The sequence below is a fragment of the Amphritea atlantica genome, assembly GCA_024397875.1.
Classification (GTDB): domain Bacteria; phylum Pseudomonadota; class Gammaproteobacteria; order Pseudomonadales; family Balneatricaceae; genus Amphritea; species Amphritea atlantica_B.
Map to the genome: position 1 here is coordinate 13,186 of CP073344.1, position 18,447 is coordinate 31,632.

The window sequence follows — 18,447 nt, forward strand, 5'->3', positions numbered from 1 at the left end:
TCGGGAAACTGGGTATTATTTGCGCCGCTTTGCACAGAGGGGAACTCATGCGTAAGACGATAGTCGCCGGAAATTGGAAAATGAACGGAACCAGTGAGTCGATCAGGACTCTGCTGGATGGCATCAAAGCGGGTGTTCCTGTGGTTGATGGTCTGGTGATACTGGTTTGTCCCCCTGCTGTTTACCTGCACCAGGTAAAAGAGCTGATCGGCGATGCGTCAGTTGCAGTGGGTGCTCAGAATGTGTCTGCTCAGCCAAAGGGAGCGTTTACCGGTGAATGGTCACTGGAGATGCTTCGGGATCTGGGTTGTGAATATGTTATTCTGGGTCACTCTGAACGACGTAGCCTGTTCGGAGAAACCGATGCCGATATAGCCGATAAGGTTGCGGCAACGCTGGCTGCCGGATTGATCCCGATACTTTGTGTCGGTGAAACTCTGGAACAGCGTGAAGCGGGTGAGACTCTGGCCCTGGTGGCAGCGCAGATTGATGCTGTTGTGCAACGGATTGGTATTGAGTGTTTTGCATCTGTTGTCATTGCATATGAGCCGGTCTGGGCTATTGGTACCGGTCTGACAGCAACGCCTGAACAAGCGCAGGAAGTACATGCTGCGATCCGTGCTCAGTTGGCTGGCAGTGATATGCAGGTAGCTGATAAACTGTCGATTCTTTATGGCGGTAGTATGAATGCCGGTAACGCGGCTGAGCTCCTTGCTCAACAGGATATTGATGGCGGCCTTATTGGTGGCGCATCTCTGAAAGCCGATGAATTCCTGACGATCTGCGCTGCGGCTGCAGAGAGTCGTAAGTAAGTGGAAAAATAGATGGAAACTCTGGTTCTTGCTGTACATGTTCTGCTGGCTATTGCCATTATTGCTCTGGTGCTGTTGCAGCAGGGTAAAGGTGCTGAAGCAGGTGCATCTTTTGGTGCAGGTGCATCTCAGACTGTATTTGGCAGCCAGGGCAGCGGCTCATTTTTAAGTCGTATGACCGCAATTATTGCAACCGGACTGTTTATTACCAGTTTTGTGCTGGCGGTCTATGCAAAAGACAGGGCTGTATCGGTAAGTGATGCCGGTGTGCCTGCTGCAGAACTTATCCAAAGCGCAGCTGATGAAGCTGAGCAGGTTCCGGTTCTGGAAGAAAATAAATTACCTGCAGGGGATGCGGACGTACCGCCTGCTGAGTAAGTCTCGTTTTAATGCCGAAGTGGTGGAATTGGTAGACACGCCATCTTGAGGGGGTGGTGACCTAATGGTCGTGCGGGTTCAAGTCCCGCCTTCGGCACCATATTTAAAAGAAGCGCCCGGTGGGCGCTTTTTTTATGCCTGCTTCGCCGGAAATTCTTTTAGAGAAGGATTTTGTCCGGTTCACCTGTCAGTGCAGTCCTGAGGGCCGTCATGCGGGGCTGCGATACCGGGCCTGCTTTATGTATATGTTGCGTGCGGAGCGGGGAAGGGTGGGATATTGCTGCTTGTTTGGTAATCAAGACAAGCTGTCCTTGAACTACTCTGGCTGTAAGAGTATAATTCTCGCCGATTTCTGATGCGGGGTGGAGCAGCCTGGTAGCTCGTCGGGCTCATAACCCGAAGGTCGTCAGTTCAAATCTGGCCCCCGCTACCATTTTTAAATGATATGTCAGAAACGAGAGATTCGTGTAACGGACTCTTGAGGGTTAATACGATTTAGCATTGTTTGGAGTTGTTGTCTTCCTTTAGGAAACTGATAACTGATGCTGATTCCCACTACCAATTTCAGTATGCAGCTGATTCGGCTACACCTGAAATTGTCGATCAAGCAGTACGTTGATTGGCCCCTTTTTAGGGGCTTTTTCGTACTTGCGGCCCATCGGGGTCGTACGTTGAATGGGTCTTTGACCCATTTTTTGTTTGCCTAAGAAAGTGCGTTTAGAGGTTTTTGCGTGTCAGCAAAGTTGAGTGTGTTACAGGAACTGATTGAGCCATCCGTAGTGGCTCTCGGTTATCAGTTATGGGGTGTTGAGATGATATCCCAGGGGCGTCATAGCATGCTGCGGATCTATATCGATGCCGAAGCAGGCATCGGTGTAGAAGACTGCGCCAGCGTCAGTCGGCAGGTGAGCGGGATTCTGGATGTAGAAGATCCGATTAGCGGTGAATATACATTAGAGGTTTCCTCCCCGGGGATGGATCGCCCACTGTTTACTCTGGAACAGTACCAGGCGTTTGTCGGACATGTAGTGCAGCTTAAGCTGCGTATGCCATTTGATGGTCGTCGCAGGTTTAAAGGCGTCCTCAGTGGTATTGAAGATGAAGATATTGTGCTGGTTGTCGATCAGGAAGAATACCTGTTACCGATTGACCATATTGAAAAAGCAAACATAGTTCCTCAGTTCTGAGAGTAAAGAATTGAATTTTGAGGTTGGGGCAGTTGTATGAATAAAGAAATTCTACTGGTTGCAGAAGCAGTATCTAACGAGAAAGATGTTTCTAAAGAGGTAATCTTCGAAGCGATCGAGCTGGCGCTGGCAACAGCGACTAAGAAACGCTATGACGAAGAAGCAGATATCCGCGTTGTAATCGATCGTACCTCTGGAAATTATGAGACATTCCGCCGCTGGGCCGTGGTCAGTAATGACGATGTGCCATTATTAGGCACTGAATTGACCATGCAGGAAGCGGAAGAGATCGATAGCACTCTGCAGCCGGGTGATATTCACGAAGAAGAGGTTGAATCGGTTAAGTTCGGCCGTATCGCTGCGCAGACTGCTAAGCAGGTTATTGTGCAGAAAGTGCGTGAAGCAGAACGCGCCAAGGTTGTTGCGCAGTACAGCAGCCGCCTGGGAGAGCTTATCTCCGGTACCGTAAAGAAAGTGACACGGGATAACATTATTGTTGATCTGGGCAATAACGCGGAAGCGGTTTTGCCCCGTGATCAGTTGTTGCCGCGGGAAACCTACCGCATGGGTGACCGGGTACGTGCGGTACTGAATGAGATTCGTACTGAAGGCCGTGGTCCCCAGCTGGCGATGAGCCGCAGCTGTCCTGAGATGCTGATCGAGCTGTTCCGCATTGAAGTGCCTGAGATCTCTGAAGAGGTGATCGAAATTCGTGCGGCTTCCCGTGATCCGGGTTCTCGTGCCAAGATTGCCGTGAAAACCAATGATGGCCGTATCGATCCTGTTGGTGCGTGTGTGGGTATGCGTGGAGCCCGTGTTCAGGCCGTTTCAAACGAACTGAGCGGTGAACGTGTTGATATCATTCTCTGGGATGATAACCCGGCGCAGCTAGTCATCAATGCGATGTCTCCGGCAGAGGTTGCCTCCATTGTTGTGGATGAAGATTCCCGTTCGATGGATGTTGCTGTTGCAGAAGAGAATCTGCCGATGGCGATTGGTCGCAGCGGACAGAATGTTCGTCTGGCGTCAGATCTGACCGGCTGGAAATTGAATGTCATGACCGAAGAAGAGGCTGCAGAAAAGCAGCAGTCTGAAACCGGTTCAATCCTGGAGCTGTTTGTTAAGCACCTGGATGTCGATGACGATATTGCGGGCATTCTGGTGGATGAAGGCTTTACCTCACTTGAAGAGGTCGCTTATGTTCCTGCCGATGAAATGCTCGAAATCGATGGTTTCGATGAAGAGATTGTTGATGAACTGCGCAACCGCGCGAAAGATGCTCTGCTGAATCTGGCACTAGCGAATGAGGAGGCTCTGGAAAATGCAGAACCTGCTCAGGACCTGCTGGAGATGGAAGGTATGGAGCGTCACCTGGCTTTTGTTTTGGCCAGCAAAGGTATCGTGACCATGGAAGATCTGGCTGAGCAGGCGGTTGAAGACCTGCTTGAGATTGAAGAGCTGGATAAAGAAAAGGCTGCAGCGCTGATAATGACAGCGCGCGCCCCATGGTTTGCGGACGAAGAATAAGTCAACGGAGGAGATAAACCCAGATGGCAGAAGTCACAGTAAAACAACTTGCCGAAGTAGTTGGCGTTCCCGTTGATCGTCTGCTTACGCAGATGAAAGAAGCAGGTATTGCAGGCAAAAATGAAGCCGCTTCCGTTACCGAAGATGAGCGTCAGAAACTGCTGAACCACCTTAAGCGAAGCCACGGTGAAAAATCCGATAGTGAGCCTAAGAAAATTACGCTGAAGCGTAAAACAACCAGCCAGATCAAAGTATCAGGCGCGGCAGGCAAGAAAACGATTAATGTTGAAGTGCGCAAAAAGCGCACTTATGTCAAACGTTCCGATGTCGAAGAGACACCGGCTGCAGAGGTTAAAGGGACTAATCTTCAGGCTGAACTGGAAGTTCAGGCACGTCGTGATTCAGAGCTGCAGGCAGCTCAGGAAAAGCAGCGCGAAGAGATGCGTCTTAAAGCGGCAGCTGAAGCAAAAGCCAAGGCGGAGCGAGAAGCGTCTGATAAGCAGGGTGAAGCTAAACCTGCCGTATCGAAACCTTCTATGACCAAGCCAGCGCCGGCAAAAGCGGCAGCACCAAAGGCAGCTGTTGCCGATGCTGCACCCGCTGCGGCTGCGCCAAAGCAGGATCGGAAGCCGACCCGGGAAAAGAATTTCCGTAGTCAGGATAAGCCTGCTGCGGGCCGTAAGGGCGGTGATAAGCGTCTGTCCCGCAAGCCGGGCGGACGTGACGGTGGTCGTCGTGGTGGCGGTAAGCCGGTTCAGAGAGGCATGACCAGCTCCAACGTTCAGGCGTTTGAACGGCCAACCGCTCCGGTCATTCATGAAGTGGCTATTCCGGAATCGATCACTGTAGCCGAACTGGCGAAAAAGATGTCGGTTAAGGCCGCTGATGTGATCAAGGTTATGTTCAAAATGGGTGCCATGGCGACCATTAACTCCGTCATTGATCAGGATACTGCAAGCCTGGTTGTTGAAGAGATGGGTCATACCGCTGTTGCGATGCAGGAAAATACTGTTGAAGACCAGCTGATCGAAAGTTCCGGTGCCGCAGAAGATATCGCCGGTGAGCAGGTTGAGCGTGCGCCGGTAGTGACGGTAATGGGTCACGTTGACCATGGTAAAACATCACTGCTTGACTATATCCGTGAAACCCGTGTTGCTGCTGGTGAGTCTGGTGGTATTACCCAGCATATCGGTGCTTATCACGTTGAAACGGGCCATGGTATGGTCAGCTTCCTGGATACACCGGGACATGCTGCCTTTACCGCGATGCGTGCCCGTGGTGCACAGTTAACCGATATCGTAATTCTGGTGGTTGCCGCAGATGATGGCGTGATGCCTCAGACTGAAGAAGCTGTTAACCATGCGAAAGCGGCGGGTGTTCCGCTGGTTATTGCGGTCAACAAAATCGATAAAGAAGATGCGGATCCTGAGCGGGTTAAGAATGAGCTGGCTCAGCGTGATGTCTTGCCGGAAGAGTGGGGCGGTGATGTTCAGTTCGTCAATGTTTCGGCCAAAACCGGTGAGGGCATCGATGCGCTGCTGGATGCTGTTCTGCTGCAGGCTGAGATTCTCGAACTGAAAGCGATTCCGGAAGCGTCGGGACGCGGTGTTGTAGTTGAATCCCGTCTGGATAAAGGACGTGGTCCGGTTGCTACTCTGCTGGTTCAGAATGGTACCCTGAGACAGGGTGATATCGTACTGGCGGGCCTGCAATACGGCCGTGTGCGCGCAATGCTGGACGAGAATGGTAAACCTGTTAAAGAAGCCGGTCCGTCTATTCCGGTGGAGATTCTCGGTCTGGATGGTACGCCGGGTGCCGGTGATGAGTTCACCGTGGTTTCCAACGAGAAGAAAGCGCGTGAAGTGGCGCTGTTCCGTCAGGGTAAATACCGTGAAGTTAAGCTGCAGCGTCAGCAACAGGCGAAACTCGAGAACCTGTTCGAGAACATGCAGTCCGGCGATGTGAAGACGCTGAATATCATCATCAAAGCGGATGTCCGCGGCTCACTGGAAGCGCTGATGAGCTCTCTGGTGGATCTGAGCACCGATGAAGTTAAGGTGAATATTGTCTCCGGCGGTGTCGGTGGTATCGCTGAAACGGATGCCAACCTGGCCGTTGCATCCAGCGCGATCATGATCGGCTTTAACGTTCGTGCGGATGCTCAGGCGCGTGCCATTGTTGAACGTGAAGAACTGGAACTGCGTTACTACAGCGTTATCTATGACATTATCGATGACGTTAAGCAGGCGATGACCGGTCTGCTGTCTCCTGAGTTCAAGGAACAGATCGTTGGTATTGCTGAGGTTCGTGATGTCTTCCGTGCGCCTAAGATCGGTGCTGTTGCCGGTTGTATGGTAACTGAAGGCAATGTATTCCGTAACAAACGCATCCGGGTACTGCGTGAAAACGTGGTGATCTATGAAGGTGAGCTGGAATCTCTGCGCCGCTTTAAGGATAACGTCGCTGAAGTCCGTCAGGGCATGGAGTGTGGTATCGGTGTTAAGAACTACAATGATGTGAAAGTCGGCGATCAGATCGAAGTCTTCGACACCATTGAAGTCGCGCGTACGTTATAAGAGTGTATTGACAGACTATTATGGCAAGAGAATTCAGTCGTACACAGCGGATATCTGACCAGGTCCAGAAGGACCTGGCTCAGTTGATCCAGCGTGAAATTAAAGACCCTCGCCTGGGCATGGTGACGATCAGCTACGTTAAGATCGCCAAGGATCTCGGTTATGCCGATATCTATATCACCGTGATGGCAATGGGGGGTAAAGATGAAGCCACGGCGGTGAAGGAATCTCTTAAGGTTCTGAATAATGCTGCTGGTTTCCTGCGTGGACAGCTGTCCGGTAAGATCAAACTGCGGGTGATGCCGCAACTGCGCTTCCATTTTGATGAAAGTGTTGACCGTGGCCGCCGCCTCAACGACCTGATTATTCAGGCCTCCCGGGCGGACGATAAGCACGGTCAGGACGACGGAGAGTAACCCTTGGCTAGGCGGGCAAAAGGCCGCCCGGTCAACGGTATTTTTCTGCTTGATAAACCGGGTGGAATGTCGTCAAACCGGGCGTTACAAATTGTAAAACGGATTTATGGTGCCGCGAAGGCGGGCCATACCGGGGCGCTTGACCCTCTGGCTACCGGGATGTTGCCGCTTTGCTTTGGTGAAGCGACCAAGTTTTCCCAGTTCCTGCTGGATGCTGATAAGCGCTATATCACGACCGCTAAGCTGGGGCAGAGAACCGATACCAGTGATGCTGACGGTGAAGTGGTGGAAGAGCGGCCACTGCCGGAAAATCTCACTGCAGAGCTGATTGATGAGCTGTTACAGCGGGAGTTTACCGGTCTGATTACTCAGGTGCCATCGATGTTTTCGGCCCTTAAGCATAACGGCCAGCCGCTGTATAAACTGGCCCGGCAGGGGATTCAGGTCGAAGTGAAAAGCCGTCAGGTGACGGTATTCAGTATCGACTTGCTGGCTTTCCGTGGCGATGAAGTGGATCTGGATATCCGCTGCAGTAAAGGCACTTATATCCGCTCGATCGTTCAGGATATGGGGGAGATGCTGGGGTGCGGAGCACATGTTAAAATGCTGCGTCGTCTTGATTCCGGCCCTTACAAAGCCGAAAGCATGATGCCCCTGGTTGATCTGGAACAGTTAGTGGAAGAAATGGGCAGTGCTGCTGAGCCGGAACGCATACAAAAGCGTCTGGATGAGTTATTATTGCCGCCATGGAGTCCGGTAGCGGATGCCCCTGAGGTAGTGCTTACTGAGCGACAGACCCGCACCCTGTGTTTTGGACAGTCGGTGGTACTGGATACTTCCGATGGTGCGAATCCGGCACAACCGCTGGTTCGCTTGCTTGAAGAAACCAGCGGACGCTTTCTGGGTATAGCTGAGATTGATGCTGAGGGCACACTGTTACCCCGGCGTCTGATGAGTACTCAGGAAAACTAATTGAATTTACCGGTGTGGCTCAGGCGACACTGGTAATCTGACGTTGAACTGAAAATATGCTCGGTACAACGCGACTATCAATCCACCACACACATATAGCGTGGTGTGCATATTACTTTTGGAGTTATTAAAATGGCATTATCTGTTGAAAAGAAAGCTGAGATCGTTGCTGAGTACGCTCGTGGCGAAGGCGACACTGGTTCACCTGAAGTACAGGTTGCTCTGCTGACCCACAACATCGTTGGTCTGCAGTCTCACTTTAAAGGTCACATCCATGACCACCATTCTCGTCGCGGTCTGATCCGCATGGTAAACCAGCGTCGTAAGCTGCTGGACTACCTGAAGAAGAAAGATGTAACGCGTTACGCTGATCTGATCAAGCGTCTCGGCCTGCGTCGTTAAGATAATGTTCCGGGGCCATCTATGATGGCCCCGGTGCTTTTAAGATCTGCTGATACAGCGATCTGTATATGCGTCTGTTCAACGTTTAACACCAACCAGCCTGTACTCTGGTGTGCTCTGTCAGAGCCCAGCAGAGTACTGGCTATAAAGAGGCCGGTGTGACGTAGTACAGACATTTTTTTTGTTTTGCATAAAGATAAGGAATTGTATCGTGCCACAAGCAATTACTAAAACATTCCAATACGGTAAGCATGAAGTTACCCTCGAAACCGGTCGGGTTGCCCGTCAGGCGAGCGGTGCTGTACTGGTTACTATGGCCGGTGTACAGGTTCTGTGTACCGTCGTTGGCGCTAAATCAGCCCGCGAAGGTCAGGACTTTTTCCCACTGTCTGTTCACTACCAGGAAAAGTACTACTCAGTAGGCCGTATCCCGGGTGGTTTCTTCAAGCGTGAAGCACGTCCGTCTGAGAAAGAGACGCTGACCTCCCGCCTCATCGACCGTCCTATCCGTCCACTGTTCCCTAAGGGGTACATGAATGAAGTGCAGGTTATCTGTACGGTTATGTCTGCGGATAAGATTAACGATCCTGATATCGCTGCGATGATCGGTACGTCTGCCGCGCTGGCGATCTCGGGTATCCCTTTCCAGGGCCCAATCGGTGGTGCACGTGTAGGTTACACTGAAGAAGCCGGTTATACGCTGAACCCAACCTATGAAGAACTGCAAGCCTCTATGCTGGACATGGTGGTTGCGGGTACTTCTGATGCGGTTCTGATGGTTGAATCTGAAGCTCAGGAACTGTCTGAAGATGAGATGCTGGGTGCGGTTGTATTCGGACACCAGCAGATGCAGGTTGCGATCAATGCGATCAATGAACTGGTTGCTGAAGCCGGTAAGCCACGCTGGGAATACACTCCGGAAGCTAAGAATGAAGCCCTGATCGAACAGGTTCGCGGTGTTGTTGGTGCTGATATCAATAATGCTTACCTGACGGCTGATAAAATGGAGCGTCAGAACGCTCTGGCAGCTGCCCGTGATAAAGCGGTTGAAGCACTGTGTGGTGAAGAGGATCAGCCTTCTGCCGGTGAAGTATCCGGTATCTTCAAATCACTGGAGAAAGAGATCGTTCGTGGACGTATCCTGGATGGTCAGCCACGTATCGATGGTCGTGACAGCAAGACTGTTCGCGGTATCGACGTTGAAATCGACGTACTGAGCGGTACTCACGGTTCTGCACTGTTCACCCGGGGTGAAACTCAGGCGATTGCTACCTGTACACTGGGTACTGCCCGTGACTCCCAGATCATTGATGCGATCGAAGGCGAACGCCGCGATCCGTTCATGCTGCACTACAATTTCCCTCCATATTCTGTCGGTGAAGCGGGTCGTATGGGTGCTACCGGTCGTCGTGAGATCGGTCATGGTCGCCTGGCGCGTCGCAGTGTTGCTGCGGTTCTGCCGACACAAGAAGAGTTCCCGTACACCATCCGTATCGTGTCTGAGATCACTGAATCTAACGGTTCAAGCTCTATGGCGTCTGTTTGTGGTGCGTCACTGTCGATGATGGATGCCGGTGTGCCGCTGAAAGCGCCAGTTGCCGGTATTGCGATGGGTCTGGTTAAGGACGGAGAGCGTTTCACCGTACTAACCGATATTCTGGGTGATGAAGATCACCTGGGCGACATGGACTTTAAAGTAGCAGGTACTGAAGCCGGTGTAACCGCGCTGCAGATGGATATCAAGATCACCGGTATTACCGAAGAGATCATGGATATCGCGCTGGAGCAGGCTTATGAAGCCCGTGCTCTGATCCTCAAAGAGATGGCAAAAGTCATCGGTTATGCCCGTCCTGAGTTGCCTGACAATGCGCCTGCAATGACTCTGCTGGAGATCAACCCAGAGAAGATTCGTGACGTGATCGGTAAAGGTGGTGCGACTATCCGTGCCCTGACTGAAGAGACCGGTGCAACGATCGATATCGAAGATAACGGTACTGTACGCATCTATGCAGCCGATAAAGCTGCCGCTAAAGCTGCTGTGGATAAGGTTCGTGAGATCACTGCAGAAGCCGAAGTCGGTAAAATCTACGAAGGTAAGGTTGTACGTCTGGAAGAGTTCGGCGCGTTCGTAAATATCCTGCCGGGTAAAGATGGTCTGGTGCACATCTCTCAGATCGCGAATAAGCGTATCGAGAAAGTCACCGATTACATCAAGATGGACGATGTCGTTAAGGTTAAGGTGATGGAAGTTGATCCCCGTGGTCGTATCAAACTGACCATGCGTGATCTGGAGCAGGATGAGTCTGTAGAATAAGCACTCATTCCGCTGTTAAAAAAGCCCTGCTGATGCAGGGCTTTTTTGTTTCTGCAGTACGTTACAATACGTTGAAATCTGTATAGGGCGCTGAATATGAAACGAGTAACAGGCATAGTGTTGGCTCTGCTGCTGGCCGGCTGTGGTGGCGATGAGGTGGGGGATGTGTCGCTCGGCATACTGACAACTAAAGATATTAAACTGAATGTGCTGGTGGATCCTGTGGTGACCGGTGTCACCTGTCATATCGCCAGTATTGAAGCCGATCTGGACTTTGCCGATCCCAGTGATTCATCGATTGCCTGTCGTCAGACCGGCCCGATAACCCCGCAGATGATCACCGCGATCGATCGCTCAAAAGATGGCGAAGTTGTGTTTCGAAAATCTAAAAGCATACTGTTCAAAACCATGAAAGTGCGGCGTATCTTCGATCCTGAATCACAGACGCTGATGTACCTGTCCTACTCCACTAAAGAGATCAATGGCAGCTACAAGCACAGCCTTTCAACTGTGCCTCTTTGGGGGACGCAGGGCTATAACAGCAGTCGTTAGACGTCACTGTTTCACTTGCCAGAACGTCGCTTCGCGACTTGCCAGTGGCTAGGAAAAGCGCTATTAAGAGTATGGGGATGCTGCCGTATAAAGTTGGTTTTATGCGCTGGGTATTTATTGCCCGCTCTCCCAGAGCCCAGTGATTATAAGGTTTACGGCAGTTGTCCCAGTGTTATGCACAGCCTTGTGCGGGCGAATCTGGGGATAAAAGCGCAGCAGCCGGATGTCGCTGTGCGCCTGCTCATGGCGAGTCGGGAGAAATATTAGCTTGCTGATCGGTATAACTCCAGGCCTGCAACGGAGGGTTGTTCTACCTCGTTGTCACTCAGTGCCAGGGCTCGCAACAGACGACCGGTTATGCAGGTAAAACACTGCGGACCGTTTTTGCTGCAGATTGAGTTTGCACAGGCATTGAGCAGTAGTTCATGAGCGGCTTGTTGTTGCACTCTGCGATTGGTTGAAACTAACTCGTTGCAGGTCACGATTCCCTGTTCTATTAATTCGAAAACCGCACTGCCACGCCATTCAGCGATGAGTGCTTCAGACATTCCACTGTGTAACCTGATGATCGGTTCCTCTCGCTCCAGCCAGGCATCAATTCTGAGTGCATTCATGTAAATTTCCCTTTAAATTAGATGATAATGATTCTCATTATGTTTGATTCTGTTATGAATGCAACTGTTTTTAACCCGGTTTTTCGATAAGAGCCGTCGCTGAATGCAACTGCGTCACTTGCCTGATTGGCGCTGCCACCTTGTTTTTGGCTGTAACAAGCGTTTTTTCAGAGCATGGGAAAACTGTTGTCTGTTACTTATTTTCAGCCCTGCATACTTGCTGAACATTTATTGCCCGGTATCCCCAACCCCAGCCCTGATAGGGCTCACGTCAGTTGTCCCAGTGTTATGCACAGCCTTGTGCGGGCGAATCTGGGGATAAAAAAAGCCGAAGTCAGACGTCTCTGGGCATCTTGTGAGTGGTTATGAAGAGCGCTTTAAGAGCAAGGGCAGTAGTGAGGGATGAACTTGGGGATGTTAAGCGGGTCTTATTGGAAATGGGAGAAGTATATGAACCGGATTAGCCGAACCTCTTTGTTGTTACTCTTAAGCTTGAATCTGGCGCTTAGCTTCAGCGTAAGCGCTGGAAAGCTGGAAACCCCCTTGCCTGCCCCAGAATTCTCCCAGACCGATGCCGATAGTTGGTTGAACAGTGCGCCCTTATCCTTAAGGGAGCTGCGGGGGAAAGTGATCATGCTGGATTTCTGGACCTTTGATTGCTGGAACTGTTATCGGTCGTTTCCATGGATGCGTCAGCTTGAGCAGGCGCTTGCTGACGAGGCATTTACAGTGATTGGTATCCATACTCCGGAATTCGCCCATGAACGCGTCAGAGCCAATGTAGAGGCCAAAATAGATGAATTTGAGCTGCATCATCCGGTGATGATGGATAATCAGTTTATCTACTGGCAGATGATGGGCAATAAATACTGGCCAGCCTTCTACCTGATCGACAAACAGGGAAAGGTCCGTTCAATCTATATCGGCGAGACGCATGTGGGGTCGGCGCAGGCGAGGGCGATCGAAGGAGATATTCGGGAATTGCTTCGTGAGTAGTTAGACGTCGCTTCGCTTAAAAGCAGTAGCTAGAACGGCGCTTCGCGCCTGCTCGTGGTTAGAAAAGGCCTTCTTAACTAGTGTGTGACAATCTGCGTGGTAAGCTTGGTTCTGTGCAATTATAAACCGGTTATCAGAAGTAGGTTGGGATGAGGTCCGAATCCCAACAGCAAAGTTATACGTGACGGCGTCACTTTCGAGCTGGTAATAGATTCCTTTTTGATACCAGGCTTTAAGATAGTTTCCAGAGTATAAAAGGGCATCAGAATAGTCTGTATATAATTGAGTTATTAAGGGCTCGTAGCTATATACAGTTGACTGGTTGTTTTCAGCCTTAATGTAAGTTTCGAAGGAGTTTACAACATCCTGATACTCGATGAGGTTGAGTTCAGCCTCGTGCATCTGAATCTTTAGTTCTGATATTGCTGTTATCAGGTCTTTGTCTAAACGTGGCGATACATGTAATGCTTCTCTGGCATGCTGTAATGATTCTCGCGGGTCATTTCCTGCTTTGTATAGGCTGTATGCGGTGTTGCTCAAAAAATGAGATGATTTTAGAAAGCTTCCAGCACATTCGAAACTATTTGATTTTTAAAGCAGCTATCGAGCGCTGAATCAAAGCTTATGTCATCTTGGGGTAAAATGGATATGAATGACTGATGAGGGAAGGATCGGCTGTTTCTTTCCAGACCTGAATTGCATTTTTGAATTATGGCATTCAGATATCTATCATCCTCTTTTCCATAACCGAGTAATCTGGGGTCATAGAAAAAAGCAAAGCAGCTAAAACAGATACAGCCGCAACAGCGATCGTGTTGATGAAAAAATCCCTTTCATTGTACGTCCTTGTTAATTAGAGCAAAGCCTCATAACTCTTTCCCTATGAGCACATATATTTATCGAGATTCAATGTTTTACGCTTTTTCTAGCAAGGGAAGCGAAGCTTCCCGTCTAACCACTAGCAAGTGACGAAGTCACGTTCTAGCCACTTTGTTTTTCCCGCATGACACAATACAGCCGATATCCGTATATCGTATAAAGGCAGTTAAGGAATCCGAAGACGATATCAAACAGGCTGCGAAGGATGAGTGAATCGAGTCCTATGCTTTGCAGCAGCGTTTCGATCAGCAGGTTGCTTCCCAGAAGTATGACAAACAGCACGGCAAGGCCGTTCAGCAGGGGCCAGAAGTATTCTGAAGTGTCCTGCCAGCTGTTTTTCAGGGATTCGGTCGGGCTGGTTTTTTCGATAATACTGAAGTATTCCGCAAACCCCCAGCGGATCATCATGAATACCCCTGGGATAAAAAACAGCAACAGACCGATGGCGATACCGAATGCACCGAGCAGTTTGGTGACAAACAGGGGGACCCAGCGGCTGAGGCCAACTTTCAGGGCTTCGGTAGTGCTGATAGGGGCGTTATTTACCACCGACTCCAGATACGCGATGGTCGCGCCGACATAAAGAGGCAGAAAGATCAGGCTGGCCAGATAGAACATCAGGATAGAGTTGTTCAGCTCCGGATTCTCCGGATCGACCGATTGCATTGCGCTCATGCTGATCAGCGTTATCAGGATGATGAACGGCAGCTGTATGCGCATAATCGCTTGGATATTGGCGCGGAAAAAAAACCAGGTTTGTTTCAGATAGGTGGAAACCATGCTGTACTTTTAACTCATTTCTTATTTCGGTTGAGCCAGTAATACCAGCTTAAAGCTGCCATTATCGGCTATTGTTTCTATGGTAGAGAAGCGTTTCCGGGCTTTTCGTTCAAGCGGGATATGCAGGTTAACCACAAAGCAGGCGATACCATCAGCCTGCAGGTGGTTACGGGTAGCATCCAGAAACCGATCAGTCATATCCCCTTCAATGCCGAAGCCCTGATGGAACGGTGGATTGCAAAGAATCAGTGGGAAACGCCCGGCAATACCGTCTGCGCAATCTGCGGCAATGACTTCAGCGTCGATTCCCCGCAATCGGAAATTTTCCTGACAGGCTTTAAGGGCGCCGGCATTGTTATCGGTGGCGGTGATCCGGCAGCCGAGTGGTGCGCAGTTAAGTGACAGATAACCATATCCACAGCCCAGATCAAGCGCGGTTTCCGGCTTCTGTGGGAGTCGTTCAATAAAGCGGGGCAGTTCGGCGATCAGAAAAGCGCTGCCTTTATCGATCTTATTCCATCCATAGACACCAGGCTTGCTGATATAGCTGAAGTTTTCGTCCGTGGCGACTTCCCGAAGCGTGGTGTAGTCGTGGTCCTCCAATAGCTCCGTGTCGGGTGCCCCGGGTGACTGCAAAATGCCCATCCAGGTATTCTTGTCTGATTTTGACTGCTCGATCTGTCCGGCAAAGAGTTTCTTGGCTTTATCCAGATAGGTTTTAATGCCTTCGTTTTTAAGGCCAGAGATACACAGTTTTCCACCGGGCTTGAGAATACGGATCGCCTGGTTGATCACATGGTGTACCACCGGTTTTTCTTTTGATACCCGGTAGAGAATCTTATCCACGCTATGATCGGCGTAGGCAGTAAAATCAAAATCAGAGAACAGGCTGTGCCAGCCGGCGCTTTCAAGTTGCTGACAGAGATCTAAGCGGTTGCTGATAACTGTAACGTCAGGGTTTACACGACTGGTCTGATTCAGCAGGTTTTCATCGGCGATCCACAGAGCAATACCGCTGGCGCTGTCCAGTTCAGGCTTCAACAGGGAAAATGCAGTATCAGTCATCGGAAGGATTTAGCCTCTTCATCGGTCAGAAAGCGAAATTCGCCGGGTTCCAGATCATCATCCAGCACGATCTTGCCAATCTGTTCCCGGTGCAGGGCGATCACTTTATTGCCCATGGCGGCAAACATCCGCTTTACCTGATGGTAGCGCCCCTCCTGCAGGGTAACCCGGGCCTGAGTGTCTGAGAGGATATCCAGTGTGGCAGGCAGGGTGGGCGTTTCTTCATTACGCAGCGTGATGCCTGTGGCGAACTGTTCTGCATAGTCCGGCGAGATAGGGTCGGCGGTGGTGACGAGATAGACCTTATCGCAATGGTGTTTCGGTGAAGTCACCCGGTGGGACCACTGACCATCGTTGGTGATCAGTACTAATCCGGTGGTATCGATATCCAGACGGCCAGCGGGGTGCAGATCGCGGATGTTTTCCAGATCGAGAAGATCGATAACCGTAGGGTGTTCCGCATCTTCAGTGGCGCACACAGTGCCTTCCGGTTTATTCAGCATCAGATATTTGGGGCCGGGAGCAGAAACCTCGCGCCCTTCGAGTAGCACGGCGTCACTGCTGACGACTTTGTAACCGTGATCCTGACAGATCTGACCGTTTACCTCGACATTTTTGCATTTGATCTGTCGTTTAATAAGACTGCGGGGTAAACCGGTTGCCTGACTCAGATATTTATCCAGTCGCATCGAATTTCATCTGCCTGTTATCAAAAAACAGCTAGTATACCGGTACCAGCCTGAATGCAATAGAGCTGGTAATCAGCTAATATACGCCGCCCGTATAATGACTAATTTAAACTGACCGTGTGACTGCCTGTGAAGCTTTTTGTAGATAACCTGACCAATGTTGATTTTTCCTACCTGCATCCGCAACGAGGCCTGCTGGGAGAGTCCTGGCTGGTCCAGCTGGTGCTGGACGGCAATCTGAATGAGCAGGGGATGATCTGCGACTTCGCGGTTGTTAAAAAGGCGGTAAAGCAATGGTTTGATAATTGTATCGACCATGCGTTAGTCGTGCCCACGGGAATGACTAACCTCAAAGCCAGTCAGGCCGGAGGGGAAACCGTTGTTACCTGGCAGTATCCAGACGGCGGAGAGTTCTTCTGTCGTTCCCCTCAGCAGGCGATAGTGCTGGTGGATATGGATCAGGTGACCGAAACCAGCCTGGCCAAGTGGTGTAAAGACCAGTTGCTGGCGCTGTTTCCGGATGGGGTGCAGGGGCTTGAGATCAGTTTTGTGCCCGAATCGATCAGTGGTGCGTTTTATCACTACAGTCACGGCTTGCAGCAACACGACGGTAACTGTCAGCGCATCGCCCACGGGCATCGTTCACGCATTGAAATCTTTCTCGATGGTCAGCGTGATACCGGTGTTGAACAGCAGTGGGCTGAAACTTTTCATGATATCTATATCGGCACCCGCAGCCATCTGCTGTCTGAGCCTTCAGCTGAGCACCATTATTTGTATAACGCCCCGCAGGGGGAGTTTGAGATCCGGCTGCCAGCAAAGAACTGCTATCTGATTGATACCGAGACGACAGTGGAACAGATTGCCTGCCATCTGGCGCAGCAGGTTAAAGCAGAATATCCAGATAAAGCGGTGACTGTGCGCGCCTTTGAAGGAGTCGCTAAAGGGGCGATCGCCGAAGCCTGATCATTCGTTTTCTTTAGCTGAGTGAGTAGAAACAAAAAACCGCGGTTAAGACCGCGGTTTTTTTAAAGCAGGTATCGCTTAGCTGCGCTCAATTGCCAGCGCAGTACCCATGCCGCCACCGATACACAGAGTCGCCAGGCCTTTCTTCGCATCGCGACGAGCCATTTCGTGTAGCAGGGAAACGAAGATACGGCAGCCTGAAGCGCCGATTGGATGACCCAGCGCTATTGCCCCACCGTTAACGTTAACGATGTTGGTATCCCAGCCCAGATCTTTGTTGACAGACATTGCCTGTGCCGCGAAGGCTTCGTTGGCTTCAACCAGTTCCAGATCATCAATTGTCCAGTCGGCTTTTTCCAGCGCTTTCTGAGTTGCGCAAATAGGACCGGTACCCATGATAGATGGATCAACACCTGCAGACGCATAGGCTTTGATTGTCGCCAGCACCGGCAGACCCAGTTCAGCCGCTTTCTCAGCAGAGCACAGGATTACGGCAGCGGCGCCGTCGTTGAGAGTAGAAGAGTTACCGGCAGTAACAGTACCGTCCTTTTTGAAGGCCGGGCGCAGTTTGCCCAGCGCTTCAGCGGTTACACCGTGACGTGGCTGCTCATCGGTATCGAACACAACCGGATCGCCCTTACGCTGAGGGATAACAACCGGAATAATCTCATCCGTAAACTTACCCGCTTTCTGCGCCGCTTCAGCTTTGTTTTGAGAGGCTGCTGCAAAAGCATCCTGCTCTTCGCGGGTGAAACCGTATTTCTCAACGATATTTTCAGTGGTGATGCCCATGTGATAGTCGTTGAACGCATCCCAAAGACCATCTTTGATCATGGTGTCGACCATCTTCCAGTCACCCATTCGGGCGCCGTTACGGGAATTGGGCAGCACGTGTGCAGACGCACTCATGTTTTCCTGACCACCGGCGATAATCATCTCAGCATCGCCACAACGGATCGCCTGAGTTGCCAGCTGAATCGCTTTAAGGCCTGAACCACAGACTTTGTTAATCGTCATAGCGGAGACTTCAATTGGAAGCCCGGCATTCACCGTCGCCTGGCGGGCTGGGTTCTGGCCGCAACCGGCAGTCAGCACCTGACCGAGAATAACCTCATCAATCTGGTCACCGGAAATACCGGATTTTTCCAGCAAACCTTTAATAACAGCAGCGCCAAGATCACTGGCAGAAACTGATGCCAGAGAACCATTAAAACTACCAACAGCCGTACGGCCTGCGGCTACAACAACAACATCACGCATGATCATTCCTCTTGCTTGTAAGATTGCCGCAGTAGTTTAGCCATACTGTGTGACTTTTTGAT

17 protein-coding genes and 2 tRNA genes are annotated in these 18,447 nt (G+C 50.8%); 14 read left to right on the top strand and 5 right to left on the bottom strand.

From position 1 onward, the window contains the following. The first annotated feature begins 47 nt into the window (after window positions 1-47). From tpiA to KDX31_00105, 12 genes are all read left to right on the top strand, one after another. A complete protein-coding gene (gene tpiA, locus KDX31_00050; GenBank protein UTW03482.1) occupies window positions 48-812 on the top strand; it encodes a triose-phosphate isomerase in 765 nt (254 codons plus the stop codon). Between the two features lie 12 nt (window positions 813-824). After that, on the top strand, window positions 825-1,190 hold the full coding sequence (gene secG / locus KDX31_00055) for a preprotein translocase subunit SecG (GenBank protein ID UTW03483.1): 366 nt from the start codon (window positions 825-827) through the stop codon (window positions 1,188-1,190). A gap of 13 nt (window positions 1,191-1,203) precedes the next feature. Further along, a tRNA-Leu gene (locus KDX31_00060) sits at window positions 1,204-1,290 on the top strand. 256 nt (window positions 1,291-1,546) lie between these two features. Then, window positions 1,547-1,623 (top strand) — tRNA-Met (locus tag KDX31_00065). A 298-nt stretch (window positions 1,624-1,921) separates the two neighbouring features. Beyond that, window positions 1,922-2,377, top strand: a complete 456-nt coding sequence (rimP, locus tag KDX31_00070) for a ribosome maturation factor RimP (GenBank protein UTW03484.1) — start codon at window positions 1,922-1,924, stop codon at window positions 2,375-2,377. Between the two features lie 36 nt (window positions 2,378-2,413). After that, window positions 2,414-3,904: a transcription termination/antitermination protein NusA gene (nusA, locus tag KDX31_00075; protein ID UTW03485.1), complete on the top strand. Its 1,491-nt coding sequence runs from the start codon at window positions 2,414-2,416 to the stop codon at window positions 3,902-3,904. 23 nt (window positions 3,905-3,927) lie between these two features. Next, window positions 3,928-6,480: a translation initiation factor IF-2 gene (gene infB, locus KDX31_00080; protein ID UTW03486.1), complete on the top strand. Its 2,553-nt coding sequence runs from the start codon at window positions 3,928-3,930 to the stop codon at window positions 6,478-6,480. Window positions 6,481-6,500: 20 nt separating this feature from the next. Continuing rightward, the gene (gene rbfA / locus KDX31_00085) at window positions 6,501-6,896 is read left to right on the top strand and encodes a 30S ribosome-binding factor RbfA (protein UTW03487.1); all 396 of its coding nucleotides are present in this window, start codon (window positions 6,501-6,503) and stop codon (window positions 6,894-6,896) included. A 3-nt stretch (window positions 6,897-6,899) separates the two neighbouring features. Next, entirely contained in the window at window positions 6,900-7,868 is a 969-nt protein-coding gene (gene truB, locus KDX31_00090; GenBank protein UTW03488.1) for a tRNA pseudouridine(55) synthase TruB, read from the top strand. 132 nt (window positions 7,869-8,000) lie between these two features. Next, window positions 8,001-8,270 carry a 30S ribosomal protein S15 gene (gene rpsO / locus KDX31_00095; GenBank protein UTW03489.1) on the top strand — a complete coding sequence of 90 codons (270 nt, stop codon included), beginning with the start codon at window positions 8,001-8,003 and terminating at the stop codon, window positions 8,268-8,270. A gap of 211 nt (window positions 8,271-8,481) precedes the next feature. Next, complete coding sequence (gene pnp / locus KDX31_00100) at window positions 8,482-10,584, top strand: polyribonucleotide nucleotidyltransferase (protein ID UTW03490.1); 2,103 nt, start codon at window positions 8,482-8,484, stop codon at window positions 10,582-10,584. A gap of 96 nt (window positions 10,585-10,680) precedes the next feature. After that, window positions 10,681-11,136: a CreA family protein gene (locus KDX31_00105; GenBank protein ID UTW03491.1), complete on the top strand. Its 456-nt coding sequence runs from the start codon at window positions 10,681-10,683 to the stop codon at window positions 11,134-11,136. Window positions 11,137-11,399: 263 nt separating this feature from the next. Here the strand turns inward: KDX31_00105 and KDX31_00110 are convergent, their stop codons facing one another. Then, window positions 11,400-11,750, bottom strand: coding sequence for a hypothetical protein (locus tag KDX31_00110; GenBank protein ID UTW03492.1), 351 nt, complete (start codon window positions 11,748-11,750; stop codon window positions 11,400-11,402). A gap of 450 nt (window positions 11,751-12,200) precedes the next feature. On the opposite strand from KDX31_00110, the gene KDX31_00115 reads away from it, so the two are divergent. Continuing rightward, a complete protein-coding gene (locus KDX31_00115; GenBank protein ID UTW03493.1) occupies window positions 12,201-12,746 on the top strand; it encodes a redoxin domain-containing protein in 546 nt (181 codons plus the stop codon). 981 nt (window positions 12,747-13,727) lie between these two features. Here KDX31_00115 and KDX31_00120 read toward each other — a convergent pair. Genes KDX31_00120 through rsuA form a run of 3 tightly spaced genes read right to left on the bottom strand, consistent with a single transcriptional unit; the run spans window position 13,728 to window position 16,159 of the window. Further along, on the bottom strand, window positions 13,728-14,405 hold the full coding sequence (locus KDX31_00120; protein UTW03494.1) for a hypothetical protein: 678 nt from the start codon (window positions 14,403-14,405) through the stop codon (window positions 13,728-13,730). A 21-nt stretch (window positions 14,406-14,426) separates the two neighbouring features. Continuing rightward, a complete protein-coding gene (locus KDX31_00125) occupies window positions 14,427-15,470 on the bottom strand; it encodes a class I SAM-dependent methyltransferase (GenBank protein UTW03495.1) in 1,044 nt (347 codons plus the stop codon). Continuing rightward, window positions 15,467-16,159 (bottom strand): 16S rRNA pseudouridine(516) synthase RsuA, encoded by a 693-nt coding sequence (rsuA, locus tag KDX31_00130; protein UTW03496.1) that lies wholly within the window; start codon window positions 16,157-16,159, stop codon window positions 15,467-15,469. The genes KDX31_00125 and rsuA overlap by 4 nt, the downstream gene beginning before the upstream one ends. A gap of 129 nt (window positions 16,160-16,288) precedes the next feature. On the opposite strand from rsuA, the gene KDX31_00135 reads away from it, so the two are divergent. Next, entirely contained in the window at window positions 16,289-17,125 is an 837-nt protein-coding gene (locus tag KDX31_00135; GenBank protein ID UTW03497.1) for a 6-carboxytetrahydropterin synthase, read from the top strand. Window positions 17,126-17,203: 78 nt separating this feature from the next. Here KDX31_00135 and KDX31_00140 read toward each other — a convergent pair whose 3' ends face one another. Further along, the gene (locus tag KDX31_00140) at window positions 17,204-18,385 is read right to left on the bottom strand and encodes an acetyl-CoA C-acetyltransferase (GenBank protein ID UTW03498.1); all 1,182 of its coding nucleotides are present in this window, start codon (window positions 18,383-18,385) and stop codon (window positions 17,204-17,206) included. Window positions 18,386-18,447: the final 62 nt, after the last annotated feature.